23 protein-coding genes and 1 riboswitch are annotated in these 23,206 nt (G+C 72.5%); of the genes, 16 read left to right on the top strand and 7 right to left on the bottom strand.

Going from position 1 to position 23,206, the window contains the following annotated elements; translation table 11 throughout:
• Positions 1 to 150: 150 nt before the first annotated feature.
• From uraD to alc, 9 genes are all read left to right on the top strand, one after another.
• Positions 151 to 669: a 2-oxo-4-hydroxy-4-carboxy-5-ureidoimidazoline decarboxylase gene (uraD, locus tag RUR_RS05475; RefSeq protein WP_283133752.1), complete on the top strand. Its 519-nt coding sequence runs from the start codon at positions 151 to 153 to the stop codon at positions 667 to 669.
• Complete coding sequence (gene uraH / locus RUR_RS05470; RefSeq protein WP_283133751.1) at positions 666 to 986, top strand: hydroxyisourate hydrolase; 321 nt, start codon at positions 666 to 668, stop codon at positions 984 to 986. The genes uraD and uraH overlap by 4 nt, the downstream gene beginning before the upstream one ends.
• The gene (gene pucL, locus RUR_RS05465; RefSeq protein WP_283133750.1) at positions 987 to 1,862 is read left to right on the top strand and encodes a factor-independent urate hydroxylase; all 876 of its coding nucleotides are present in this window, start codon (positions 987 to 989) and stop codon (positions 1,860 to 1,862) included.
• A gap of 28 nt (positions 1,863 to 1,890) precedes the next feature.
• Entirely contained in the window at positions 1,891 to 2,760 is an 870-nt protein-coding gene (locus tag RUR_RS05460; protein WP_283133749.1) for an FAD binding domain-containing protein, read from the top strand.
• A gap of 2 nt (positions 2,761 to 2,762) precedes the next feature.
• Entirely contained in the window at positions 2,763 to 3,236 is a 474-nt protein-coding gene (locus RUR_RS05455; protein ID WP_283134018.1) for a (2Fe-2S)-binding protein, read from the top strand.
• Between the two features lie 338 nt (positions 3,237 to 3,574).
• The gene (locus RUR_RS05450) at positions 3,575 to 4,936 is read left to right on the top strand and encodes an 8-oxoguanine deaminase (protein ID WP_283133748.1); all 1,362 of its coding nucleotides are present in this window, start codon (positions 3,575 to 3,577) and stop codon (positions 4,934 to 4,936) included.
• A gap of 332 nt (positions 4,937 to 5,268) precedes the next feature.
• Positions 5,269 to 6,519 carry a glycerate kinase gene (locus tag RUR_RS05445; protein WP_283133747.1) on the top strand — a complete coding sequence of 417 codons (1,251 nt, stop codon included), beginning with the start codon at positions 5,269 to 5,271 and terminating at the stop codon, positions 6,517 to 6,519.
• 301 nt (positions 6,520 to 6,820) lie between these two features.
• Entirely contained in the window at positions 6,821 to 8,107 is a 1,287-nt protein-coding gene (gene allB, locus RUR_RS05440) for an allantoinase AllB (protein WP_283133746.1), read from the top strand.
• The gene (alc, locus tag RUR_RS05435) at positions 8,104 to 9,108 is read left to right on the top strand and encodes an allantoicase (protein WP_283133745.1); all 1,005 of its coding nucleotides are present in this window, start codon (positions 8,104 to 8,106) and stop codon (positions 9,106 to 9,108) included. Before allB ends, alc begins: the two co-directional genes overlap by 4 nt.
• A 45-nt stretch (positions 9,109 to 9,153) precedes the next feature.
• On the opposite strand, the gene pknB is transcribed toward alc, so the two are convergent.
• From pknB to thiO, 4 genes are all read right to left on the bottom strand, one after another.
• The gene (gene pknB, locus RUR_RS05430) at positions 9,154 to 11,079 is read right to left on the bottom strand and encodes a Stk1 family PASTA domain-containing Ser/Thr kinase (RefSeq protein ID WP_283133744.1); all 1,926 of its coding nucleotides are present in this window, start codon (positions 11,077 to 11,079) and stop codon (positions 9,154 to 9,156) included.
• Positions 11,080 to 11,152: 73 nt separating this feature from the next.
• The gene (locus tag RUR_RS05425) at positions 11,153 to 11,929 is read right to left on the bottom strand and encodes a thiazole synthase (RefSeq protein ID WP_283133743.1); all 777 of its coding nucleotides are present in this window, start codon (positions 11,927 to 11,929) and stop codon (positions 11,153 to 11,155) included.
• Complete coding sequence (gene thiS, locus RUR_RS05420) at positions 11,922 to 12,122, bottom strand: sulfur carrier protein ThiS (RefSeq protein ID WP_283133742.1); 201 nt, start codon at positions 12,120 to 12,122, stop codon at positions 11,922 to 11,924. The genes RUR_RS05425 and thiS overlap by 8 nt, the downstream gene beginning before the upstream one ends.
• The gene (thiO, locus tag RUR_RS05415; RefSeq protein WP_283133741.1) at positions 12,106 to 13,200 is read right to left on the bottom strand and encodes a glycine oxidase ThiO; all 1,095 of its coding nucleotides are present in this window, start codon (positions 13,198 to 13,200) and stop codon (positions 12,106 to 12,108) included. The genes thiS and thiO overlap by 17 nt, the downstream gene beginning before the upstream one ends.
• A riboswitch (TPP riboswitch) is annotated at positions 13,195 to 13,308 on the bottom strand. (Overlaps the previous gene by 6 nt.)
• Before the next feature lie 82 nt (positions 13,309 to 13,390).
• Here thiO and RUR_RS05410 point away from each other — a divergent pair.
• From RUR_RS05410 to RUR_RS05395, 4 genes are all read left to right on the top strand, one after another.
• Positions 13,391 to 14,566, top strand: coding sequence for an NAD(P)/FAD-dependent oxidoreductase (locus RUR_RS05410; protein ID WP_283133740.1), 1,176 nt, complete (start codon positions 13,391 to 13,393; stop codon positions 14,564 to 14,566).
• A gap of 86 nt (positions 14,567 to 14,652) precedes the next feature.
• Positions 14,653 to 14,985, top strand: a complete 333-nt coding sequence (locus tag RUR_RS05405) for an Rv2175c family DNA-binding protein (protein WP_283133739.1) — start codon at positions 14,653 to 14,655, stop codon at positions 14,983 to 14,985.
• Complete coding sequence (gene thiE, locus RUR_RS05400) at positions 14,963 to 15,598, top strand: thiamine phosphate synthase (RefSeq protein WP_283133738.1); 636 nt, start codon at positions 14,963 to 14,965, stop codon at positions 15,596 to 15,598. The genes RUR_RS05405 and thiE overlap by 23 nt, the downstream gene beginning before the upstream one ends.
• A 157-nt stretch (positions 15,599 to 15,755) precedes the next feature.
• Entirely contained in the window at positions 15,756 to 17,279 is a 1,524-nt protein-coding gene (locus RUR_RS05395; protein WP_283133737.1) for a right-handed parallel beta-helix repeat-containing protein, read from the top strand.
• An 8-nt stretch (positions 17,280 to 17,287) separates the two neighbouring features.
• Here the strand turns inward: RUR_RS05395 and RUR_RS05390 are convergent, their stop codons facing one another.
• Positions 17,288 to 18,349, bottom strand: a complete 1,062-nt coding sequence (locus tag RUR_RS05390) for a polyprenyl synthetase family protein (protein WP_283133736.1) — start codon at positions 18,347 to 18,349, stop codon at positions 17,288 to 17,290.
• 119 nt (positions 18,350 to 18,468) lie between these two features.
• Here RUR_RS05390 and metF point away from each other — a divergent pair, with 119 nt between their 5' ends.
• From metF to RUR_RS05375, 3 genes are all read left to right on the top strand, one after another.
• Entirely contained in the window at positions 18,469 to 19,410 is a 942-nt protein-coding gene (metF, locus tag RUR_RS05385; RefSeq protein WP_283133735.1) for a methylenetetrahydrofolate reductase [NAD(P)H], read from the top strand.
• A 12-nt stretch (positions 19,411 to 19,422) separates the two neighbouring features.
• A complete protein-coding gene (gene sigJ / locus RUR_RS05380) occupies positions 19,423 to 20,367 on the top strand; it encodes an RNA polymerase sigma factor SigJ (protein ID WP_283133734.1) in 945 nt (314 codons plus the stop codon).
• A gap of 93 nt (positions 20,368 to 20,460) precedes the next feature.
• Positions 20,461 to 21,657 (top strand): NAD(P)/FAD-dependent oxidoreductase, encoded by a 1,197-nt coding sequence (locus tag RUR_RS05375; RefSeq protein ID WP_283133733.1) that lies wholly within the window; start codon positions 20,461 to 20,463, stop codon positions 21,655 to 21,657.
• 171 nt (positions 21,658 to 21,828) lie between these two features.
• On the opposite strand, the gene RUR_RS05370 is transcribed toward RUR_RS05375, so the two are convergent.
• Positions 21,829 to 22,413 carry a GNAT family N-acetyltransferase gene (locus RUR_RS05370; protein ID WP_283133732.1) on the bottom strand — a complete coding sequence of 195 codons (585 nt, stop codon included), beginning with the start codon at positions 22,411 to 22,413 and terminating at the stop codon, positions 21,829 to 21,831.
• A gap of 48 nt (positions 22,414 to 22,461) precedes the next feature.
• Positions 22,462 to 22,953, bottom strand: a complete 492-nt coding sequence (locus tag RUR_RS05365) for a YbaK/EbsC family protein (RefSeq protein ID WP_283133731.1) — start codon at positions 22,951 to 22,953, stop codon at positions 22,462 to 22,464.
• Positions 22,954 to 23,206 lie beyond the last annotated feature (253 nt).

Genomic DNA, 23,206 nt, shown 5'->3' with positions numbered 1-23,206 from the left:
GTGATCGTAGGCCGCCTCTTACGCTCCGCACACCGCCTTCCGCGAAATGTCCGACTAATTGTGTTTCGCGGAAAGAATCACATGTGTCAAGGAGATCACGGACTTGTGCGGTACTGGACCTGAGCGAACGCCCCTGTGTCTACTGATCACATGCGCGGGACAACGTCGTCCGGACTGCCGGCCTTCCACGCCCTCGGCGCGGCCGCGGCCGAACGGGAGCTGCTCACCTGCTGTGCGTCCCCGGTCTGGGCCGCGGAGATGACCCGCCTCAGGCCGTACGGCGATCTCGCGGGGTTGCTCGCGGCGGCGCAGGAGACGCTCGTCCGGCTGGACTGGCCCCAGGTGCTTCAGGCGCTCGCCGCGCATCCCCGGATCGGTGCGAAGCCCCGCGGGGCGGATCGGGAGGCCGGATGGTCGCGCACGGAACAATCCGGGATGAACGACGCCGAACACGGAGTGCGTGACGCCGTCGACGAGGGGAACCTCGCCTACGAACGGCGTTTCGGGCACATCTATCTGATCTGCGCGACCGGCCTCACCGCCGACCAGCTGCTCGACGCCCTCCGGCGCAGGCTCGGCAACGACGAGCGAACCGAGCGCGGCGTCGTCCGGGAGGAACTCGCCAAGATCGTGCGGCTCCGTCTGATCAAGCTGCTGGGGGACCCGTGAGCCTGTCGACACACGTGCTGGACACCGCCAAGGGCAGGCCCGCCGCCGGGGTACGCGTCCGGGTGGAGCGCGCGGACGGGGCGGTCCTCGCCGAAGGGGTCACCGACGGCGACGGCCGGATCGGCAAAGACTGGCTGGCCCCCGGACTGCCCGAGCCGGGACCCCACCGCCTGGTATTCGACACCGGCGGCTACCTGGGCGAGGGGGCGTTCTTCCCCGAGGTGACGGTCGTCTTCACCGTGGCGCGGGCCGAAGCGCACCATCACATTCCGCTGCTGCTCAGCCCGTTCGCCTACTCCACCTACCGAGGGAGCTGAATGTCGATCGTTCTCGGGCCCAATCGCTACGGCAAGGCGGAGACCCGGGTCGTCCGGGTCGACCGGGACGGCGCGCGGCATCGGATCAAGGACTGCAACGTCGGTGTCTCCCTCTCCGGCGACCTCCACCGCACCCATCTCAGCGGCGACAACCGTGATGTGCTTCCCACCGACACCCAGAAGAACACCGTCTACGCGTTCGCCGCGAAGTACGGCATCGCCTCCGCCGAGGAGTTCGCGTTGCTCCTCGCACGGCACTTCACCGGCGCCACCCCGGCGATCCGGCACGCCCGGGTCGTCGTCGAGGAGTACGCCTGGGACCGCATCCCCGGCGCCTCCGGCCACTCCTTCGCCCGGTCCGGGGGCGAGGTCCGCGACGCGACGGTCCACTGCGACCGGGACGGCGCCGCCCACGTCGTCTCCGGGATCGGCGGCCTCGTCGTGATGAACACCACCGACTCGGAGTTCCACGGTTTCGCCGGCGACGAGTACACCACCCTGGCGCCCACCCGGGACCGGATCCTGGCCACGGAGGTCCGGGCCAGGTGGCGGCATACGGCCGTACCGGACCGGGCGGGCTGGGACGACTCCTACCGGAAGGTGAGGAGCGGTCTGCTCGACGCGTTCGCCCAGACCTACAGCTTCTCCCTCCAGCAGACCCTCTACGCGATGGGGTCCCGGGTGCTCGCCGACAACCCGGAGATCTGCGAGGTACGGCTGACGCTGCCCAACCGGCACCACTTCGCCGTCGACCTCTCCCCGTTCCGGCTGGACAACGACAACCGGGTCTTCCACGCCGCCGACCGGCCCTACGGGCTGATCGAAGGGTCCGTGCTGCGCGACGACGCCCCGGACGCGGGACCCGCGTGGGAGTGAGCGCGGCCGGAACTTACGGGGAGGGGACATGGAGTTTCTGAGACCGGCGAGCTGGGCCGAGGCTCTGGAGCTGAAGGCCGAGTACCCGGACGCCGTACCGATCCAGGGCGGCACCGACGTCATGGTCGAGATCAACTTCGACCTGCGCAGACCCGCGCGGCTCCTGGACCTTAACCCGGTCGCCGAGCTGAGCCGGTGGTCCACGACCGGCGGCGTGCTCCGGGTCGGGGCCGGGATGACCTACACGTCGCTCATCCGGGAGCTCTCCGCCGACCTGCCCGGTCTCGCCCAGGCCTCCCGCACCGTGGGCTCGCCGCAGATCCGCAACCGGGGTTCGGTCGGCGGGAACCTCGGGGCCGCCTCGCCCGCGGGGGACAGCCACCCGCCGCTGCTTGCCGCCGACGCCGAGATCGAGGTCGAATCGCGGGCACGAGGCTCCCGGCTGATCCCCGCGACCGCCTTCTACCAGGGGGTCAAGCGGAGCGCGCTCGCGCCGGACGAGCTGATCCGCGCCTTCCACGTGGCGCCGGCCACCGGCCCGCAGTACTTCTCCAAGATCGGCACCAGGAACGCGATGGTGATCGCCGTCTGCTCCTTCGCGATCGCCCTCCACCCGCGTCGCCGCGCCGTCGGCACCGGGATCGGCTCCGCCGCGCCCACCCCGAGGCGGGCGGGCGCCGCCGAGGAGTACATCGCGGCCGAACTGGACTGGGACTCCCGGGCAGCCCTCGACCCCCGGGTGGTCGCCCGCTTCGGCGAACTGGTGGCTCAGGCCGCTTCCCCGATCGACGACGTCCGGGGGACCGCCGACTACCGGCGGCACGCGCTGGGCGTCCTGGCACGCAGGACGCTGACCTGGGCGTGGCACGAGCACATGCGGGAGAGGACCACGACATGAGCATCCGGGTGAACTTCACCGTCAACGGGTCCGCGGAGTCCGTCGACGGGGTCTGGGAGGGGGAGAGCCTGCTGTACGTCCTGCGTGAACGGATGGGGCTCCCCGGTTCGAAGAACGCCTGCGAGCAGGGCGAATGCGGGTCCTGCACCGTCTACCTGGACGGGATCCCGGTGTGCGCGTGCCTGGTCGCCGCCGGGCAGGTGGAGGGCCGCAGCGTGCGAACCGTGGAGGGACTCGCCGACGGCGACCGCCTCGACCCGGTCCAGGAGGCGTTCCTGGAATGCGGCGCGGTGCAGTGCGGCTTCTGCACCCCCGGTCTCATCGTCGCCTGCCACGACCTGCTGGCGCGGAACCCCGCCCCCGGGGACGCCGAGATCCGGGAGGCGCTCGCCGGCAACCTGTGCCGCTGCACCGGCTACGAGAAGATCCTGGACGCGGTACGGCTCGCCGCGGCGCGACGGGCACCCCGCCCGTGACCCGCACGGTCGTGGGGGTACGGGGCAAGCCCGGCTCCGGCCGTACCGGGCCTCGCCCGAAAGGCGGCCTTCCGTGCTCGTCGAAAGGCGATCCGGCGGGGTCCGGCAAGGCGTCCGGGCACACGGTGCCGCCCACGGCTCGCCTCGGCCGGGCCGGCGGCCCGTCCACGCCGTCGCACGAGGGAGCGGGCGTACGGGCTGCGCCGCGTGTTCGCCGTACCGCCTCGCTCCAACGGCGGATCGGCCGTGCGTGAACCACCCGGGCCCGGCCCGGGATGCAAGGCGGTCCGGGCCGGGCCCGGCGTCCGCCGTACCGGACAGGGAAAGGCGGTGGGCGGGTGACCCAGGGTGAAACGACGCTGGTGGTGGAGAACACGGCGATCGCCCCGGTCGTGGGGCCGGAGATCGCGAACGGCCATCTCGTGATCGAGGGGGACCGGATCACGGCCGTGGGCGGTGGCCCCGCGCCCGCCGTGCCCGCCCACGCCCGGCGGATCGACGGAACCGGGTGCCTGGCCACCCCCGGACTGGTCAACACCCACCACCACCTCTACCAGTGGGCCTCCCAGGGGCTCGCTCAGGAGGCCACCCTGTTCGAGTGGCTCGTCACGCTGTACCCCATCTGGGCGAGGATGGACGCCGAGATCGTCCGCGGGGCGGCCGGAGCGGCCCTGGCCTGGCTCGCCAAGTCCGGATGCACCACCGCGAGCGACCACCACTACATCTTCCCGCGCGGCCGCGGCGACCTGTTCGCCGCCGAGATCGACGCCGCCCGCACCGTCGGCCTCCGTTTCCACCCCTGCCGAGGCTCCATGGACCGCGGCCGGTCCGACGGCGGGCTCCCGCCCGACGAGGTCGTGGAGAGCCTGGACGACATCCTGGCCGAGACCGAGAAGGCGATCGACGCCTACCACGACCCCGCACCCGGCTCGATGCTCCGGGTCGCGGTCGCGCCCTGCTCCCCGTTCTCGGTCAGCACCGAGCTGCTGACCCGTTCGGCGGAACTCGCCCGGGACCGCGGGGTACGCCTGCACACCCACCTCGCCGAGACCCTGGACGAGGAGGAGCACTGCCTGGAGCAGTTCGGGGTCACCCCGGTCGAATACCTGGACCGGCTCGGCTGGCTCGGCCCCGACGTCTGGCTCGCCCACGCGATACACCTGCACGACGCCGACGTCGCCCGGCTCGGCGAGACGGGCACCGGGGTCGCGCACTGCCCCTCCTCCAACGCGCGGCTCGGCGCCGGGATCGCCCGCGTCTGCGACCTGCTCCGGGCCGGGGTGCCGGTCGGGCTCGGCGTGGACGGAGCCGCCTCCGGCGAGATGACCCCCCTCGCCGGCGAGGTCCGGATGGCCATGCTCATGCAGCGGGCCCGGTACGGGCCGGGGGCCCTCACCGCCCGGCAGGCCCTGGAGCTCGGCACCCTCGGCGGCGCCCGGTGCCTCGGCAGGCAGGACGAGATCGGCTCCCTGGAAGTGGGCAAACTCGCCGACGTCGCGCTCTGGCGGATCGACGGGTTCCACGCGGCGATCGACGACCCGGTCTGCGCGCTCGTCTACGGGCGGACGCCCCCGCTCGCCCGGCTGCTGGTGGGCGGCGCGACCGTGGTCGAGGACGACGAGCTGCGAACCGCTTCGCAGGACACCCTCGGCGCGGCGGGCGCGCAGGCCCACCGCCGCCTGATGCGCGGCGTCCGGTGACGCCGGCGCGCGGCTCGGCGACCCGGGCCGAGGCCACGGCCCGCGAACCCGTACGGCACAGGGCGACGGCTTCCCGGCCGCTGAGCCGGGTTCGACGCCGCGTCCGGCCGTACGGGCCCGCGGGTGTGCGGTCCGGCCGCGCCGTCGGCCGTCACGGGGGTGACCCGGGTGTCGGCGGATAGTGTGGGCATCATGGTGACATCAAGTGGTAAATCGATGACGTACGGTGTTGTCTCCGCCGTGTGGCCGCCGTCCGACGCAGGGGTCCCGTGCCACGTGGTGACCCGGTCTCCCTACGCCGCATCGCGTGGGAGGTCGGCGGGAGCGCGTCCGTGACCGCGGGGCATGTGCTGGTCGCGCCGGACAAGTTCCGCGGGTCGTTGTCGGCGGCGCGGGTGGCGGACCATGTGGCGCGGGGGCTGCGCCGGGTCCGCCCGCGCACGCCGGTCGTCGGCATGCCGGTGGCGGACGGCGGCGACGGCACCGTCGACGCGGCCGTCGCCTCGGGCTTCCACCGGGTGGAGCGGCGGGTCACCGGACCGACCGGGGAGGACGTCGTCGCCTCCTTCGCGGTGCGCGACGCCGTCGCGGTGGTCGAGCTCGCCCAGGCGTCCGGCCTGGCCCTGCTCCCCAGCGGCAGGCCGGCCCCGCTGACCGCGTCGAGTTTCGGCACCGGCGAGCTGATCGCCGCGGCGCTGCGGCGCCTCAGGAGAACCCGATTCGGCCTGCTCCGGGGCGCCGCGGCACCGGTGTGCCGGATCGTCCTCGGGCTCGGCGGAAGTGCGAGCACCGACGGCGGCACCGGCATGATGCAGGCCCTCGGCGCACGCTTCCTCGACGCGGAGGGGAAGGAGCTCCCCTCGGGCGGCGCGGCCCTGAACGATCTCGCCTCCGTCGACCTCTCAGGTTTTGTGCGGCCGGAAGGCGTCGAGTTCGTCGTCGCCGGGGACGTCGACAACCCCCTGCTCGGCCCCGAGGGAGCCGCTGCCGTCTACGCGCCCCAGAAAGGGGCGGCTCGCGAGGACGTCGCCGTCCTGGAGACGGGGCTCGCCCGACTTGCCGAGATCGTCGAGCGAATGCCGGGGGAATCCGGATCCGATGAAGATCGAATCGGGGGCCGTCCGGAGGCCGGTTCGTCTGGGACGGGGGTCGGCGGTGTCTATGCCGGCCGGGTCGCCGACCGCCCCGGGGCGGGCGCGGCCGGGGGTGTCGGCTTCGCCGCGATGGCCTTCCTGGACGCCACGATGCGGCCGGGCGCCGACCTCCTGCTGGACCTGCTGGGTTTCGCGGAGAAGGCGGTGGGCGCGAGGCTCGTGGTCACCGGTGAAGGCTCACTGGACGCCCAGACCCTGCGCGGCAAAGCCCCGGCGGGCGTCGCCCGGGCCGCGGCCAGGGCGGGTGTCCCGGTCGTCGCGGTCTGCGGAGGCCGTTCGCTCACCGACGACGAGCTGACGCGGGCGGGAATCCAGGCCGCCTACGCGCTCACCGACCTCGAACCCGACCCGCTCCGCCGCATCCGAGAAGCCGGCCCCCTCCTCGAACACCTGGCCGAACGCGTGGCCTTGGACTGGCTCAGCCCGTAACCACTCCTACAGCCCTCCGGCGCTCCGCGGAACGCGCACCCATCGGCCCTTCCCCTGCATCTCGCGGAGCACCCGGAACCCTTCCTCCCGGGTAAGGCACCCCTCGATCACCCCTTCGGAGATGAGGTCCGTCGTGTCCCGTGTGGTGATGCCCTGCGCCCTCGCGTACTCCTGCGCGTCACGATCGTCGGTAATCCAGAAGGAACCGGCGAAATCGGTGGATGTCGGCGGGATGGGTCTTGGCGGTGTGGGCGGGGATATGTGATCGTGTTGGGTTGAGTGACCTATTTGGGAGGCAGGGATGGGGGATCGGGAGACGCTGATCGTGCGCTCTCGCCGTACGGTGCTCCCCGAGGGGGAACGGGCCGTGGCCGTGGCCGTTCAAGGCGAGAAGATCGCGGGGATCCTCCCGTACGACACGCCCGCCGACGTCGACCTCGGCGAGGTCGCGCTCCTGCCGGGCCTGGTGGACAGCCATGTGCACGTGAACGAGCCGGGGCGTACCGAGTGGGAGGGGTTCGCGACGGCGACCAGGGCCGCGGCGGCCGGCGGGGTGACGACGATCGTCGACATGCCGCTCAACTCGATCCCGCCGACCACGGACCCCGGGGCGCTCGCGGTCAAACGCGCGGCCGCCGCCGGGAAGTGCGCCGTGGACGTCGGGTTCTGGGGCGGCGCGGTCCCGGACAACCTGCACGCGCTGCGCGGACTCCATGAGGCCGGTGTGTACGGCTTCAAGTGCTTCCTCTCCCCCTCGGGGGTGGAGGAGTTCACCGAGCTTTCGACCGGGGAGCTGCGGACCGCCATGAAGGAGATCGCGTCCTTCGACGGGCTGATGCTGGTGCACGCCGAGGACCCCGCCCTGCTCCTTCCGCCGGACGGCCCGACCTATCGGGAGTTCCTGGTTTCACGTCCGCCGGAGTCGGAGCGTTCCGCGGTGGAGACCGTGATCGCGCTGGCCCGGGAGACCGGGGTCCGGGTCCACATCCTGCACGTCTCCGCGGCCGACTGCCTGGAGCCCGTCGCGCAGGCTCAGGCGGCGGGGGTCCGGATCAGCGCCGAGACCTGCCCGCACTATCTGACCCTTTCGGCCGGGGAGGACCTGGGCACCGAGTCCAAGTGCTGCCCGCCGATCCGGGACACCGGAAACCGGGACCGGCTCTGGCGCGGGCTCGCCGACGGGGTGCTCTCCCTGGTGGTCTCCGACCACTCGCCGAGCGTGCCCGAGCTGAAGCGGGGCGGGTTCGACCAGGCGTGGGGCGGGGTATCCTCCCTCCAGATCGGCCTGCCGGTGATCTGGACGGAGGCGCGGCGGCGCGGGCACACCCTGGCCGACGTCGTCGGCTGGATGGCGGACGCCCCGGCCCGCCTCGCCGGTCTGCGGCACAAGGGCCGGATCGCGGTGGGGATGGACGCCGACCTGGTGGCCTTCGCCCCCGACGGGCGTTTCACCGTGGACGCGGCCGCGCTGCACCACCGGAACCCGCTCACGCCGTACCACGGCCGGACCCTGCACGGCGTGGTTCAGGGCACCTGGCTGCGCGGGCGTCGCGTCGAGCCGGGCGCCTCCCGGGGCACGCTGCTATGACGGATTTCCTGAGATTTCCAGATCTTGCCGCGCGGAACGTCGGCGGTTCCGTCATCGCGGCCAACGACGAGTCCTTCGCCGAACGGGAGTGCCTCATCCGGCCGGGCGCACCCGAGTTCACCCCCGGGACGTTCGGCGCCAAAGGCCAGGTGTACGACGGCTGGGAGACCCGGCGCAGGCGTACCCCCGGGCACGACTGGGCCCTCGTCAGGCTCGGCCTGCCCGGCGTGATCAGAGGCGTCGTCGTCGACACCGCCTGGTTCAAGGGCAACTACCCGCCGCACGCGTCGGTGGAGGCCTGCGCCGTGGCGGGATACCCGACCCCCGAGGAATTGGACGGCGCCGACTGGATCGAGATCGTGGGCAGGAGCGCCCTGTACGGCGACAGCGCGAACCCCTTCCCGGTCACCGTGGAACGCAGGTTCACCCACGTCCGGCTGAACATCCACCCCGACGGCGGGGTGGCCCGGCTCCGGGTGCACGGCGAGGTGGTCCCCGACCCCCGGCTCCTGGCCGGGCTCACGGTCGACCTCGCGGCACTGGAGAACGGGGGCCGGGTCACCGGCTGTTCGGACGAGTTCTACTCCGCCCCAGGCAACGTCGTCCTCCCGGGACTCGCCCGGCACCAGGCCGAAGGCTGGGAGACGGCCCGGCGCCGCGACGGCGGCAACGACTGGCTGACGATCGCCCTCGCCGCGCCCGGCTCGATCGAACTGATCGAGCTGGACACCGCCAATCTCCGCTACAACGCCCCCGAATCCGCCGGGCTGCGGGCCCGCGACGTCCGAGCCGACCCGGACACCTGGTTCGACCTGCTGCCGAGAACCCGGCTGCTCCCCGACACCCGGCACCGGTTCCGGATCGAGCCCTCCCCGGCGGCGACCGACGTCCGCCTGGACGTCTACCCCGACGGCGGCCTGGCCAGGCTCCGCCTGTTCGGCTCGCTCACCCTCGACGGCGAGCGGCTCCTCACCGCCGCGTACACCGACCTCACCCGCTGAGCCCGCATCCGGGTGGTGCGGGCGGTGGGCCCACGCGTGCGGCGTTCAGTGCCAGATGGTGATCACACTGCCGCGCGGCGCGGTGCCGGTCTTGCTCTGCCGGGTCACCAGGTCGCCGCCGAGCAGCCCGCGCTTCACCTTCACCCGGAACCCGGCGCCGCGCAGTTCGGACCGGGCCTGGGAGATGCTCTTGAACATCACGTTGGGAACCGCGAGCCGGTTTCCGCCGCCGTGGTCCCCGTCGTCGTCGTCGCCCCCGCCGGGGAACCAGTCGGGCAGCTGGAACCCGTTGCCCGCGGAGACGACGATCACCACGTTCTGGCCGGCGGCGAGCGGGCTCCCCGCGACCGGGATCTGAGCGATCACCTGACCCCGGGGGGCTTCGCTCCGCTGCTCCTGGACGTGGGGGTTCACACCGATGTTCCGCAGCGCGGTCAGCGCGTTCTCCCGGGGCGTCCCGACCAGGGCGGGCATCGTGATGCCCGAGCTGACCAGCAGCTTGACCTTGCTCCCCACCGGGATTCTGGCGCCCTCCTTGGGGTCGGTGCCGATCACCTCGCCCCGGGGCACCGTGGCGCTGGCCTGGTTCTCCACCTGGCCGACGACGAATCCGGCCCCGGTGAGCTCGGCCCGCGCGGTCTCCACGGGCTTCCCGGCCACGCCGGGGACGGCGGCCAGCGGCGGGCCGGAGGAGGGGATCAGGGTCAGGGTGTCGGAGGCGCGGGCCTCGGTGCCCGGCGCGGGGTTCACCCGGACCACGTTGTTCTTGGGGATCTCGGTGCTCGGCTCCGGCGCACCCACGACGACCTTCTCGAACCCGGCCCGCCGGGCGAGCTCGGTGGCGATCGAGACGGATTTGCCGACGAGATCGGCGGGCACGGTGAGGTACCCGGCGCTGCTGACGATCAGCCACCCGGCGACCCCGACGACGAGGGCGAGGACCGCGGCGGCGGCGGGGATCGGCCATCGGCCGCGGGTGAGGGTCCGGCGCGGGGGGTGCGGGGCGGTGAGGTCTCCGAGCTCGGCGGGGGAGACGATCAGGGTGTGCCCGCCCTGTACGCCGCCCGCCGGGCGCGGCCGGGGCGCCGGGCCGGGGGAGGGCGCCGGGATGGGCTGCACGCCGCCGGGTATCGCCCGATGGAGCTCGACGGCGGCGACCAGGAGGGCGCCCGCGTCCTTGGGCCTGCGGTCCGGTTCCCGGTCGGTCGCCGAGGCGATCAGGGCGTCGACGCCGGGGTGCACGCCGGGGACGATCGTGGAGGGGGCCGGGACGGTCTCGTTGACGTGCCGGTACGCGACCGCCATGGGGCTCTCCCCCGCGTACGGCTGATGCCCGGTGAGCAGCTCGAACAGCATGATCCCGGCGGCGTACACGTCGGTGCGGGCGTCGGAGGCGCCCTGGGTCATCTGCTCGGGCGCCATGTAGGCGATCGTGCCGATCATGAGCCCGGTCTTGGTCTGGTTGCTCGCCGCGATCGCGCGGCTCAGGCCGAAGTCCACCACCTTGATCCGGCCGTCGCCGGTCAGCAGGACGTTCTCCGGCTTGACGTCGCGGTGGATGATCCCGGCCGCGTGCGCGGCGCCGAGCGCGGCGAGCACCGGGACCATGAGCTCCAACGCCTCGCGCTGGCCCAGGTGCCCGCGTTCCCGGAGCAGGTCCCGCAGGGTCCGGCCGGGGACGTACTCCATCGCGAGGTAGACGTGCCTGTCGTCGATGCCCTGGTCGAACACGCCGACGATGTTGGGGTGGGACAGGCTGGCCGTCGCCTTGGCCTCCCGGATGAAGCGCCGCACGAACTCGGGGTCTCCGGCGAGCTCGCCGTGCATCACCTTGAGCGCGATCGTCCGTTCCAGCCGGAGGTCGAGCGCCAGGTAGACGGTCGCCATCCCGCCTCGGGCGATCCGGGACTCAACCCGATAGCGCCCGTCGAGTATCCGCCCGACGAGGGGATCGGTCAGGGTCCTGTCCACAGGGCGAGTTTACGGCGGATTCGGGGATTGCGGACCCTCGGGCGGGCACGACGCCCGCCCGATCGGGGGCCGGTCACGCTTTGAGCGGGGAAGACGCCTCCGCGTACCTGCGGCGGGGGATCCGTCCGGCTTTGTGTGCTTCACGCCCGGCGAGTACGGCGTGCCGCATCGCCGACGCCATGAGCGCCGGGTTTCCGGCCCGGGTCACCGCGGAGGCGAGGAGCACGGCGGCGCAGCCGAGCTCCATGGCCTGGGCCGCGTCGGACGCCGTACCCACCCCGGCGTCCAGGATCACCGGGACGTTCGCGTACTCCACGATCAGCTCGATGTTGTGGGGGTTGCGGATGCCGAGGCCGGAGCCGATCGGCGAGCCGAGGGGCATGACCGCCGCGCACCCGGCCAGCTCCAGCCGGCGGGCGAGGATCGGGTCGTCGCCGATGTAGGGGAGCACCGTGAAGCCGTCGGCGACGAGCAGCTCGGCGGCCTCCAAGGTCTCCACCGGGTCGGGCAGCAGGGTCCGCTCGTCCGCGATGACCTCGAGTTTCACCCAGTCCGTGCCGAGGGCCTCCCGGGCGAGCCGGGCGGTGAGCACCGCCTCCCCGGCGGTGAAGCACCCCGCGGTGTTGGGCAGCACCCGGATGCCGCGCCGTTTGAGCACGTCGAGCACCGAGCCTTGGGCCGCCGGGTCCACCCGGCGCATCGCGACGGTGGTGAGCTGGGTTCCGGAGGCCACCAGGGCCTGGTCGAGCACGTCCAGGGAGGGCGCCCCGCCGGTGCCCATGATCAGCCGGGAGGTGAACTTCTCCCCGGCGAGGACGAGGTCGTCGGCGTCCGTCGTGAACTCAGCCACCTTGGACCGCCGTGAGGACCTCGACCCGGTCGGCGGCGGAGAGCGTCGTGGAGTCCCACGCCCCTCGCGACACGACCTCGTCGTTGACGGCGACGGCGACCCCTTCGCGCGCGGCGACCAGCTCCCGTACGGCGTGCCCGACGGTGGAGCCGGGTGGCAGCTCGTGTGCCGCGCCGTTAATGATTACCTCCATCAAACCTCCCCGGATCGCACTCTTTCAGGATCTGACTGGGCTGCTCGCCGGTGAGCATGGCGACGACCCCGTCTGCGGTGAGCGGCGCGAGCAGGATCCCGCCCCGGTGGTGGCCCGTCGCGGCGACGACGTCCGGCCGGATCCGGCCGATCACGGGGAGGTTGTCGGGCGTCCCCGGCCGGAGCCCGGCCTGGAACTCGACGATCTCCAGCTCCGTGATCCCGGGGACGAGCTCCCGGGCGTCCCGCAGCAGCTCCCACATCCCGCCCGCGGTGACCCGGGTGTCGAACCCCAGCTCCTCCTGGGTGGCCCCCACCGTGATCTCCCCGTCCGCCCTGGGCACGAGGTAGACCGAGGTGCCGCGGACCAGGCCGCGGACGCAGCGGGTGAGCAGGCCGGCCGGGCCGCGCAGGCGCATGATCTGCCCCTTGACCGGGCGGATCGGCAGGCCGAGTCCGAGCTCGGCGGTCCAGGCGCCGGTGGCGACCACGGTCTGCCGCGCCGGGACGACCTCGCCCCGCGTCAGCCGTACCCCGCCGTCGACGAGGCCGGAGGCGCGGCCCGGCACCATGGCGACCCCGGCCCGGGCCAGCGCGGTGAGCAGGGCGCGCACCACTCGGCGGGGGTTCACCCAGAGGTCGTCGCGGGCGAGCAGGCCGCCGCGGACGACGGGGGCGAGCATGGGTTCCAGGCGGCGGCATTCGCGGCCGGTGAGCCGTTCGACCGCGATGCCGAGGGATTCCTCGAAGGCCGCGAGGTCGGTCAGGACGGCGAGGTCGTCGGAGTCGTAGGCGACGGCGAGGGTGCCGTCGGCGCGCAGGTCCAGGTCGACCGCGGCGGCGGCGGAGAGGTCGGCGGCGAAGGCGGGCCAGAGCGCGAGGGACTCCCGGCCGAGGCGCAGGCTCGGCTCCTCGGTGTAGGCGACCTCGCTGATCGGGGCGAGCATGCCCGCCGCGGCGTGCGAGGCGCCGCTTCCGGGGCCCGGGTCCACCACGGCCACGGCCAGACCGCGTTCGGCGGTGCGCCAGGCGATGGAGAGGCCGACGACACCGCCGCCGATCACGACCACGTCGTACACGCCGGATCCGCTCCCTTCGCCGGTATGAACCGGATCAGGTTCCTGGCGGTCGAGAGCCGGACCGCTCTCCTCTCAGCCCGGTTCCGCCGGACTCCCGCGCGATGGTTTGGGGGTAAATCACCCTGGTTGCCATTGTATGTGCCTTCAGACGGATGCCGCGAACAGGTGGCGTGTCCCGTATCGTTCGGCCGTGGAACACGTAGTCGTGGTAGGAGCCGGTCTCGCCGGCCTGCGCAGCGTCGAATCGCTGCGTGCCCAGGGATACACCGGGCGCCTCACCCTTGTCGGTGAGGAGCCGCATCGCACCTACGACCGTCCCCCGCTCTCCAAGGCCGTGCTCGGCGGGGCGCTCGACGACACCACCGTCGACTCGGACTGGGCGGGGCTCGACGTCGACCTCAGACTCGGGGTCCGGGCCACGGCCCTCACCGAGGGCGTCGTGGTCACCGACGCCGGCGAGATCGGGTACGACGGCCTGGTGATCGCCACCGGGGCCGCCCCCGTGCGGCTTCCCGGCGAGGGCCGGCAGTATGTGCTGCGCACCATCGAGGACGCCCTGGAGCTGCGCTCCCGGTTCGGCGCCGGAGTCCGGGTCACGGTGATCGGCGCGGGCTGGATCGGCGCCGAGGTGGCCACCGCGGCCGCCGCCGCGGGCTGCCGGACGACCGTGGTGGAGGCCGACGCCGCACCGCTCGCCTCGGCCCTCGGAACCGAGATCGGCGCGCGGACGGTCCCCTGGTACCGGGAGGCGGGGGTCGAGCTGAGGCTCGGCGTCAAGGTCGCGGAGGTCGCCCCGGAGGGGGTCGTCCTGGTCGGGGAAGGCCTGCTCGAAGCCGATGTGGTGGTCACCGGGATCGGGGTACGGCCGTGCGTCGGCTGGCTGGCCGGCTCCGGGATCGCCGTCGAGGACGGGGTCGTGGTCGACGGGCGTCTCGCCGCCTCGCTCCCGTCGGTCGTCGCCGTCGGGGACTGCGCCTCCTGGTGGTCCGCACGGTACGGCAGACGCCTGCGGATCGAGCACTGGGACACCGCGCTGAGCGCGCCCGAGGTGGCGGCCGGCACGCTGCTCGGCGGGGAGGCGGTCTACGATCCGGTGCCCTACTTCTGGTCGGAGCAGTTCGGGCGGATGGTTCAGTTCGCCGGGTACGTCGGCGGGGCCCGCCTGGTCTGGCGCGGGGACCCCGGCGCGGACCGGGCCTGGGCGGCCTGCTGGGTCACCGAGCAGGGGCGGCTGGCCGCGGTTCTGACGGTGGACAGGCCTCGGGATCTGGTTCAGGGACGCCGTATCATCGGCGCAGGTCAGCAGGTGGACGAGCGCTTGCTTGCCGATCCGAGGGCGGCGCTGCGCGACGCGGTGCTTCGATAACCGAAGTTTGACGAAGGGCACGATGTGGTAATGGTGGTTCCGTGACGCTTTCTGTTGCGCAGTTAGACCGAGGGACAGATCAACTCGTGGGAGAGTGGCTTCCGCTCTCCGAGGTGGCAACCCGGCTCGGGATCAATCTGGCGCGAGCCAAGCAGCTGTTGAAGGATCGCAGAATCCTCGGGGTTCACCGCGGGGGCAGGGAAATAGCCGTTCCTGCGATCTTCATCTCCGACGACGGTCAGGTACTCAAGGCGCTTTCCAGCACGCTGACGGTTCTGGCCGACTCCGGCTACGACGAGGCCGAGTCCCTGCGGTGGCTTTTCACCGAGGACGACTCACTGCCCGGTTCTCCGGTGCAGGCCCTGGTCGAAGGCCGGCATACCGAGGTCAAGCGGCGTGCCCAGGCCCTCGCTTTCTGACCGATACCTCTACCTTTGTACGGATTCCCGCTCCCGGCAGGGTGATCTTCCGGAGTTCCTCGACTCCGCGCTCGCCGGTGGTGTGGACATTGTGCAACTCCGGGAGAAGGGACTGGAGGCCAAGCAGGAGCTCGCCTGCCTGGAGGTCTTCCGCGACGCGTGCGACCGGCACGGCGCGCTGCTCGCGGTGAACGACCGGGCCGACGTCGCCTACGCGGCGCGCCCCGACATCCTCCACCTCGGCCAGGACGACCTCCCCGTCCCCGTGGCCAGGGATCTGCTCGGTCCGGACATCCTCATCGGGCGTTCGACGCACACCGCCGCGGAGGTCTCCTCGGCGGCCGAGCAGGACGGGGTCGACTACTTCTGTGTCGGCCCGGTCTGGCCCACCCCCACCAAACCCGGGCGCCCCGCGCCCGGGCCCGGACTGCTCAAGCACGCGGCGTCGCTGGAGACCTCGCGTCCGTGGTTCGGCATCGGAGGGATCGACCTGACAAACCTGGACGAGGTGCTCGCGTACGGCGTACGCCGGGTGGTCGTCGTCCGGGCCGTCACCGAGGCCGAGGACCCCGGAGCCGCGGCGGCGGAGTTCCGTCGCCGCCTGACTGGTTAGCCTTTGTCACGCTATTTCCCGCCGATTTGGACACTGCGGGAAATAGCGTGATGAATGGGTGGGAGTAATTGTTTCCGCGAGTCCGGACATGTCACCATGTCCGGACGTGTTCGGCCGTCGGAGCCGCGCACATCGGCGTAGACCGAAAGGCTCCCCGGTGCAGGGCACCCCCACTCCCCGGCTCGATGGGACGATCTTCAACGTGGCCGAGTTCACCGCCTCCGGCGACGGGGCGGGCGACGACGCCGCGCCGATCCAGCGGGCCCTGGACGCCGCCGCCGCGGCCGGGCGCGGGGTCGTGGTCATCCCGCCCGGCACCTACCGGCTCAGAACCAACCTCGTGGTCCGCTCGAACACCGTGATCTCCGCCTACGGCGCCCATCTGATCCGGGCGGGAGGGCCGCTGCTGCGCAACTTCGCCTCCGGCGACGCCTTCCCCCGCCACGGGGGCAACAGCCACATCGCCGTACTCGGCGGGATCTGGGACTCGGCCGCCGCCGACGCCCCCGCCGACGCGCGGTACAACACCCTCTCCTTCATCCACTGCACCGACGTCACCGTCCGGGACGTCACCGTGCGCGACGTCTGCTCCGCCCACGGCGTCGAGTTCAACGCGGTCGACGGCGGCACGGTGGCCGACTGCAGGTTCGAGGGGTTCCGGGACGCGAGCACCGGCGGCAGGCGCCGGTTCTCCGAGGCGATCCAGCTTGACGTCACGGTCTCCGGCTCCAGCACGATCGGCGCGTTCGACGGCACCCCGTGCCGGAACATCCTCATCCACGGCTGCCACTCCGGCCCGTCGGCGACGCTTGGGCCCTTCGGCAAGCTGGTCGGCTCGCACACGGTGGCGCCCGAGGCCTACTACGAGGACATCCGGGTCATCGGGTGCACGGTGGACGGCGCCCTCGACGACGGGATCCGCGGGTACGGCTGGCGCCGGGCGGTCATCTCCGGCAACCTCGTCACCGGTGCCGCCGGGCGCGGCATCGCGGTGGACGTGCCGGCCGGGTCCCCGCGGCTCACCCCGGACTCCGTCGTGATCTCGGGGAACGTGGTCGGCAAGACCGGCAGGCAGGGGATCGTCGTGGCGGGTGCCGCCCAGGCGGCCGTCTTCGGGGTCCGGATCACCGGGAACACCGTGAACGGCACCGGGGCGGGCTTCGCCGGCGTCTGGCTGTCCGGCTGCACGGGTGCCGCCGTCGTCGGCAACGACGTCAAGGGCGCCGGCCAGTCGGGGATCTACACCGAACTCGGCGACGCCACCGTGATCAGCGGGAACACGGTGCGGAACTCGGCCTCCAACGGAGTCAACGTCACCAAGCAGCCCGGCGTCCTGGTCCAGGGCAACGTCGTGGACACCACCGCGGCCAACCACGGCGTCTTCCTGACGGAGTCGGCCGACTCCTCGGTGGTCGGCAACCACATCACCGCCGCCGCCTCCGCCGGGATCAGGCTCGGCGAGGGCGTCGTCCGCTGCCTGGTCAGCGCGAACAAGATCCGCAAGGGCGGCGGCACCACCAGGAACGGCGTCAGCGTGGTCTCCCCGGCGACCGTGGCGAACCACAGCACGGTCGTCGGCAACGACCTCTCCGGCAACGACTGGTCCCCGGCCGTCTCCGTCACCGGCCGCTGCAACGTCGTCTACCCCACCCACCCCGTGGCCGGCAACAACTTCCTCTGACCGATCCGTCAGGCGCGGCGGGTGATGGCGGCTTCGGCGAGGGCGGTGAGGGCTTCGCGGGACTCGGCGGTGAGCGGGGCCTGGGCGAGGGCGGTGACGGCCTCGTCGCCGTACTGCTTGATCATGCCTTCGCAGTCGAGGAGGGCGCCGCTCTCGACGATGATCTGGCGCAGCTCGGCCACCCCGTCGTCGTCGAGGCCGGGGTCACCCAGCAGGCGCCGTACGACTTCCCGCTGAGCGGGAGTGGCCGACTCCAGAGTGCGGGTGACCAGCATGGTCCGCTTTCCCTCGCGCAGGTCGTCCCCGGCGGGCTTGCCGGTCTCGGCCGGGTCGCCGTACACGCCGAGGATGTCGTCGCGGAGCTGGAAGGCGACGCCCAGCCGCTGGCCGTACTCCGCGCACAGGCGCTCCACCCAGGCGGGGTCGCCGCCGGCCATGGCGAGCCCGAGGTGCAGAGGTCGCTCCACCGAGTACTTGCCGCTCTTGTAGAGGGCGACCCGGTAGGCGCTCTCGAAGGTGGCCCGGCCGCGCGCCTGCTCCAGCAGGTCGAGGTACTGGCCGCACATGAGTTCGGTCCGCATGAGGTCGTAGACCGGGCGTCCCGCCGCGAGCGCCTGCGCCGACAGCCCGCTCGACTGCCACATCTCGTCCGCCCAGACCAGGAGCAGGTCGCCCAGGATTATGGCCGCGCCGACGCCGAAGCGGTCGGCGGCCCCCTCCCAGCCCGACTGGGTGTGCAGCGACTCGAACCCCCGGTGCGCCGACGGCATGCCGCGCCGGGTGTCGCTGGCGTCCATGACGTCGTCGTGGACGAGGGCGCTGCCCTGGAGGAGTTCGAGCGCGGCCGCCGCGACGACGATCTCCGGCCGGTGCTCGCCGCCCGCGCCGCGCCAGCCCCAGTAGCAGAACGCGGGACGGAGCCGCTTGCCGCCGGAGAGCAGGGTGTTCGCGGAGTCCAGCAGGGGTCGCAGGTCGGGCCCGGCGACGCTCGGGCGCCTGCGGTCGACGAAGGCGCGCAGAGCCTCGTCGACGTCGGCGCGAATGAGCTCCAAAGGGCCGGGAACGGTCATGACTTGAGCCTAGTGGCCGTCGCCGGTGAAGCTCGCGGGGTGGTCGCCCCGGCGCTGCTGAGCCGCCGGACCCACGGTTGACAGGTCCTTCACTCCGCGGGACCGGTAGCCTTGTCCGCATGTCTCTGGGTCGTTCCTCCGTCTTTCCGGACCGCGTTCCCACCATCCGTGAACTGTTGGCGGGAGGCGGCCGGTCGTTCTCCTTCGAGTTCTTCCCGCCGAAGACCGACGAGGGGGAGCGGCTGCTGTGGCGGGCGGTCCGCGAGCTGGAGGGGCTGCGTCCGACGTTCGTCTCGGTGACGTACGGCGCGGGCGGCGGGACCCGGGACCGCACGGTCGGCCTGGTCGAGCGGATCGCGCTGGAGACGACGCTCACCCCGGTGGCGCATTTCACCGCGGTCAACCACTCGGTGCGCGAGCTCCGTCATCTGATCGGGCGTTTCGCCGGGGCGGGCGTGCGCAACATCCTCGCGGTGCGCGGCGACCCGCCGGGCGACCCGATGGGGGAGTGGGTCCGGCACCCGGAGGGGGTGCTCTACGCCGAGGACCTGGTCCGGCTCATCCGCCAGTCGGGTGACTTCTGCGTCGGGGTCGCGGCCTTCCCGTACAAGCATCCCCGGTCGGCCACGATCGAGGAGGACACCGAGTACTTCGTCCGCAAGTGCCGGGCCGGTGCCGACTACGCGATCACCCAGATGTTCTTCCAGGCGGAGGACTACCTCCGGCTCCGGGACCGGGTCACGGCCCGAGGGGGTGACGTGCCGATCATCCCGGGCATCATGCCGGTCACCCAGATCAGCACGATCGCGCGCTCCGAGCAGCTCTCCGGCGCCCCCTTCCCGCCTGAGGTGGCCGCCCGGTTCGAGGCGGTCGCGCACGATCCGGCGGCGGTGCGCCGGCTCGGCGTCGAGCACGCGGCGGAGCTCTGCCGCCGCCTGCTTGAGGAGGGCGCGCCCGGAATCCACTTCATCACCTTCAACAAGTCGAGCGCGACCCGTGAGGTCTACGAGCGGCTTGAGCCCTGGACGGCCGCGGGCCGAGCCGCCCCCATCAGCGCCTAGCGGGATCGGGCCATGTCCTTGAGCGCGGACCACGTCGACCGGTTCGAGGCGTTCCGGCCGCGCCTCGAGGCCGTCGCCTACCGGCTCCTCGGCTCCGCCGGGGAGGCCGAGGACGCCGTGCAGGAGACGTTCCTGCGCTGGCAGGCCGCCGACGTCGACCGCGTCGAGGTCCCCGAGGCCTGGCTGACGAAGGTCCTCACCAACCTGTGCCTCAACCAGCTCGCCTCCGCGCGGGCGCGCCGCGAGACCTATGTGGGCCAATGGCTTCCCGAGCCGTTGCTCGACGGGGACCCGATGCTCGGCCCGGCCGACACCGCCGAACAGCGCGAATCGGTCTCGTACGCGGTCCTCACCCTCATGGAGCGCCTCTCCCCGGGCGAGCGGGCGGTATACGTGCTGCGGGAGGCATTCGACTACCCGCACCGGGATATCGCCGAGATCCTCGACATCACCGAGGCCGCCAGCCAGCAGATCTTCCACCGTGCCAAGAAGCACGTCGCCGGCGGCAAGGTCCGGACCGAGATCGACGAGGCCGCCGCCCGGCGGATCGTCGAGGAGTTCCTGGCGGCCGCCGTCGGCGGCCGGATCGAGCCGCTCGTGCGCCTGCTCACCGAGGACGCCGTCGCGATCGGCGACGGCGGCGGGAAGATCCCGTCCCGCGCCACGGCGTTCGAGGGCGCCGCCGCGGTCGCGAGGTTCCTGTGGGGCCTGCTCAAACCCGGCAAGGCCAAGCGCGCCCTGGTCGGCGGCGAGCCCGAGATCTACGCCTGGACCGCCAACGGCGATCCCGCGGTGGTGGCCGTCGTGGACGGCCGGGTCGTCGGTGTCGTCTGCCTGGAGGTCGTCGCCGAGGGCATCGCCGCGTTCCGCAGCCAGGTCAACCCCGACAAGCTCGAACGCGCGACCGAGCGCTGGGCGATCACCGCCCACGGGGAGCCCCTGTTCAACGCCTTCTGATCGCTGTGTGAGGCGCTTCACACCGCGTTCCTGTCAGGAAACGGCGGACCATCCGGTTCAAGTGGCGAGCCCGTACACGATAGGAGGAAGGCAATGCAGCACCGCGTCATCGTCCTCGGAGCCGGATACACCGGAGCCTTCGCCGCCGGTCGCCTCGCCAGGCGGCTCCGCCGCGAGGACGTCGCCGTCACCCTCGTCAACGCCGAGCCCGACTTCGTGGAACGCGTCCGCATGCACCAGGTGGTGGCCGGCCAGGATCTCAAGCCCCGGCCGCTGCGCGAGATGTTCGCGGGCACCGGCGTCGAGCTGAGGCTCACGCAGGTCACCGGTGTCGACGTCGGCCGCAAGACCGTCGCCGTCGCCGACGGGAACGGCGCCGGCGAACTCGCCTACGACACGCTCGTCTACGCCCTCGGCAGCGGCTGGAACGCCCAAGGCGTCCCCGGGACCGCCGAGCACGCCTATGAGATCGCCGGCCGCCCCGGGGCACTCCGGCTGCGCGAGCGCCTGGCCCGCCTCGACGCCGGGCGGACCGTGGTCGTCGTCGGCGGCGGACTCACCGGCCTGGAGGCCGCGACCGAGATCGCCGAGGCCCGGCCGGACCTCGACGTCGCCCTCGCCGCCCGCGAGGGCCTCGGCGACCGGCTTTCGCCCAAGGGCCGCGAGCACCTGCGGAAGGTCTTCGGCAGGCTCCGGATCACCGTGCACGAGCACGCCGCCGTCACCGGCGTCGAAGCCGACCGGGTCCGAACCGCCGACGGCATGACCATCCCGGCCGCGGTCACCGTGTGGACCACGGGCTTCGCGGTCCACCCGATCGCGCGGGCGACCGCCCTGGAGGTCACCGGTACCGGCCAGATCGTGGTCGACGCGACCATGCGCTCGGTCTCGCACCCGGACGTGTACGCCGTCGGCGACGCGGCCATGGTGATCGGCCCCGGGGACAAGCCGCTGCGGATGTCCTGCGCCTCGGGGACGCCGACCGCGTGGCAGGCCGCCGACGCGATCGCGGCGCGCCTGACCGGCGGGAAGCTCCCGAACGCGCCGATCCGCTACTTCAACCAGTGCATCTCCCTGGGGCGCAAGGAGGGATTGATCCAGTACGTCACCGCCGACGACCGCGCCGTGCCGGCGGTCCTGACCGGACGGCTCGCCGCCGTCTACAAGGAGCTGATCTGCAAGGGCGCCGCCTGGGGCGTCGCCAACCCGACGTTCGGGCTGCCGGCCCGGCGCCGGCGCGTCACGCGGGAGCGGGCGGCGGCGGGCTCGGCCGTCCGGTCTCCGGCGTAGCGCGCGAAGCGATGCGGGCGTCCCCGGCGCCGAGGGTGCCCGCATCGCCGTCGGCGACCGGCTCACCCAGGGCCTGACCGCTCCCGTCCGGTACGGCTGCCGCGCGGTTTGGGCGGCTTCCGCCGCGGCCGGACCACTGTTCGGGATCCGCGGGTACGGGCGGTGCCGGTGTCAGGGGTGTCGTGGGCCGGGGTCGGTGAGGGGCAGGGCCGCGCCCATGATGGCGTAGGGTTCGCTGCCGCCGGGGAAGCGGAAGCCGGTGATCAGGTCGCCGAAGCCCAGCTTGCGGTAGAGGTGCCGCGCCGCCGAATCCTTGTCGTGGGTGGAGAGCACCGCGGTGCTCTCGGGCCGCCCTTCGCACAGGCCGAGGACGAGCCGGCGCCCCACCCCGCGCCCCTGGTAGGTGGGGAACACGTGCACCTCGGCGATCTCGCAGGCGTTGCCCAGCCACCGCTCCCGCGTCTGCTCGGTGGTCCGCTCGGTCATCGCGGTGTGCACGACCTCGTGCCACCACTGCCCGAAGGTCCCGTGAAATCCGTAGGCGAAGCCGACGAGGCACTCCTGGACGGTGCCGGGGAGCGGCCCGGGCTCCTCGGCGATCGCCAGCCGGCACTCGAAGTCCGGGTACGTCGCGTGCCCGCGCATGATGCCGAGCCGTCCCGGCAGCTGGTCGGCCGGCGGGTTCATGGCCGCGGCGTAGACCGTGAGGATCGTGTCCAGGGCGCCGACGAACCCGTCCGCACCGATACGCCGCATCCCGATCACGCTTCGGACCCTATCCGACCCCGCCGGCGCTCCGTCGGGTCAGGCCACCTCGACCGCGGTGCCCCCCGTGATTCCGAGGAGTTCCTCGAACGTGGTCGGGAACACGGTGTGCACATGCCCTCCGGCGGCCCACACCTGCTCGTGCTTGCCCAGCCAGTTGTCCACGAGCGTGCGGATCGGCTGCGGGTGTCCCACCGGGGCGACCCCGCCGATCACCTGGCCGGTGGCGGCGCGGACGAAGTCGGGGTCGGCCCGCTTGACCTTCGCCGCGCCGACGAGGCGGGCGATGTGGGCGGTGTCCACGCGGTGCGCCCCGCTGGTGAGGACGAGGAGCGGCTCGCCGTCGGCGTTGAAGATGAGGCTGTTGGCGATGGCGCCGACCTCGCAGCCGACCTGGTTCGCGGCGCTTTCCGCCGTGGGTGTGGGCACCGGCAGGTGAACGATCTCCCCGGTGACGCCGGCGGCGCGGAGGGCTTCGGCGACGCGCAGCACGCTGGGGTGCAAGTCAGTTGCAGGTGGCTTTTCAGGCATTTCGCTCACTCTTGAGGCTTGGGGCCGGTAGACGGCGGTTGATTACGGTTGATTACGGTGCGGTGACGCCCTGATATATCAGCACGTACGTTTATAGGTCCCTAGTTAGTCTGATTTGAGTTATACGTAAGGCTTCTAGGGGGTTGTGCAGGTGCCGATTGGTCGGCGGTTGGCGGCGGCTGCGGCCGCAGCCGTGTTCTTTGCGGGACTCGGGGTATCAAGTGGGGTGGCCTCGGCCGAGGTCACCTCGAGT

This window comes from Rhizohabitans arisaemae, from assembly GCF_025996515.1.
GTDB classification, from domain to species: domain Bacteria; phylum Actinomycetota; class Actinomycetes; order Streptosporangiales; family Streptosporangiaceae; genus Rhizohabitans; species Rhizohabitans arisaemae.
This window is presented reverse-complemented; position numbering and strand designations above follow the sequence as displayed.

Excerpts from the sequence above, each read along its gene's own strand:
- pucL (WP_283133750.1), top strand. The coding sequence starts at position 987 with ATGTCGATCGTTCTCGGGCCCAATCGCTACGGCAAGGCGGAGACCCGG.
- alc (WP_283133745.1), top strand. The coding sequence starts at position 8,104 with ATGACGGATTTCCTGAGATTTCCAGATCTTGCCGCGCGGAACGTCGGC.
- uraD (WP_283133752.1), top strand. The coding sequence starts at position 151 with ATGCGCGGGACAACGTCGTCCGGACTGCCGGCCTTCCACGCCCTCGGC.
- RUR_RS05365 (WP_283133731.1), bottom strand. The coding sequence starts at position 22,953 with ATGCCTGAAAAGCCACCTGCAACTGACTTGCACCCCAGCGTGCTGCGC.
- sigJ (WP_283133734.1), top strand. The coding sequence starts at position 19,423 with ATGTCCTTGAGCGCGGACCACGTCGACCGGTTCGAGGCGTTCCGGCCG.
- RUR_RS05390 (WP_283133736.1), bottom strand. The coding sequence starts at position 18,349 with ATGACCGTTCCCGGCCCTTTGGAGCTCATTCGCGCCGACGTCGACGAG.
- allB (WP_283133746.1), top strand. The coding sequence starts at position 6,821 with ATGGGGGATCGGGAGACGCTGATCGTGCGCTCTCGCCGTACGGTGCTC.
- RUR_RS05460 (WP_283133749.1), top strand. The coding sequence starts at position 1,891 with ATGGAGTTTCTGAGACCGGCGAGCTGGGCCGAGGCTCTGGAGCTGAAG.
- metF (WP_283133735.1), top strand. The coding sequence starts at position 18,469 with ATGTCTCTGGGTCGTTCCTCCGTCTTTCCGGACCGCGTTCCCACCATC.
- thiS (WP_283133742.1), bottom strand. The coding sequence starts at position 12,122 with ATGGAGGTAATCATTAACGGCGCGGCACACGAGCTGCCACCCGGCTCC.
- RUR_RS05375 (WP_283133733.1), top strand. The coding sequence starts at position 20,461 with ATGCAGCACCGCGTCATCGTCCTCGGAGCCGGATACACCGGAGCCTTC.
- RUR_RS05370 (WP_283133732.1), bottom strand. The coding sequence starts at position 22,413 with ATGCGGCGTATCGGTGCGGACGGGTTCGTCGGCGCCCTGGACACGATC.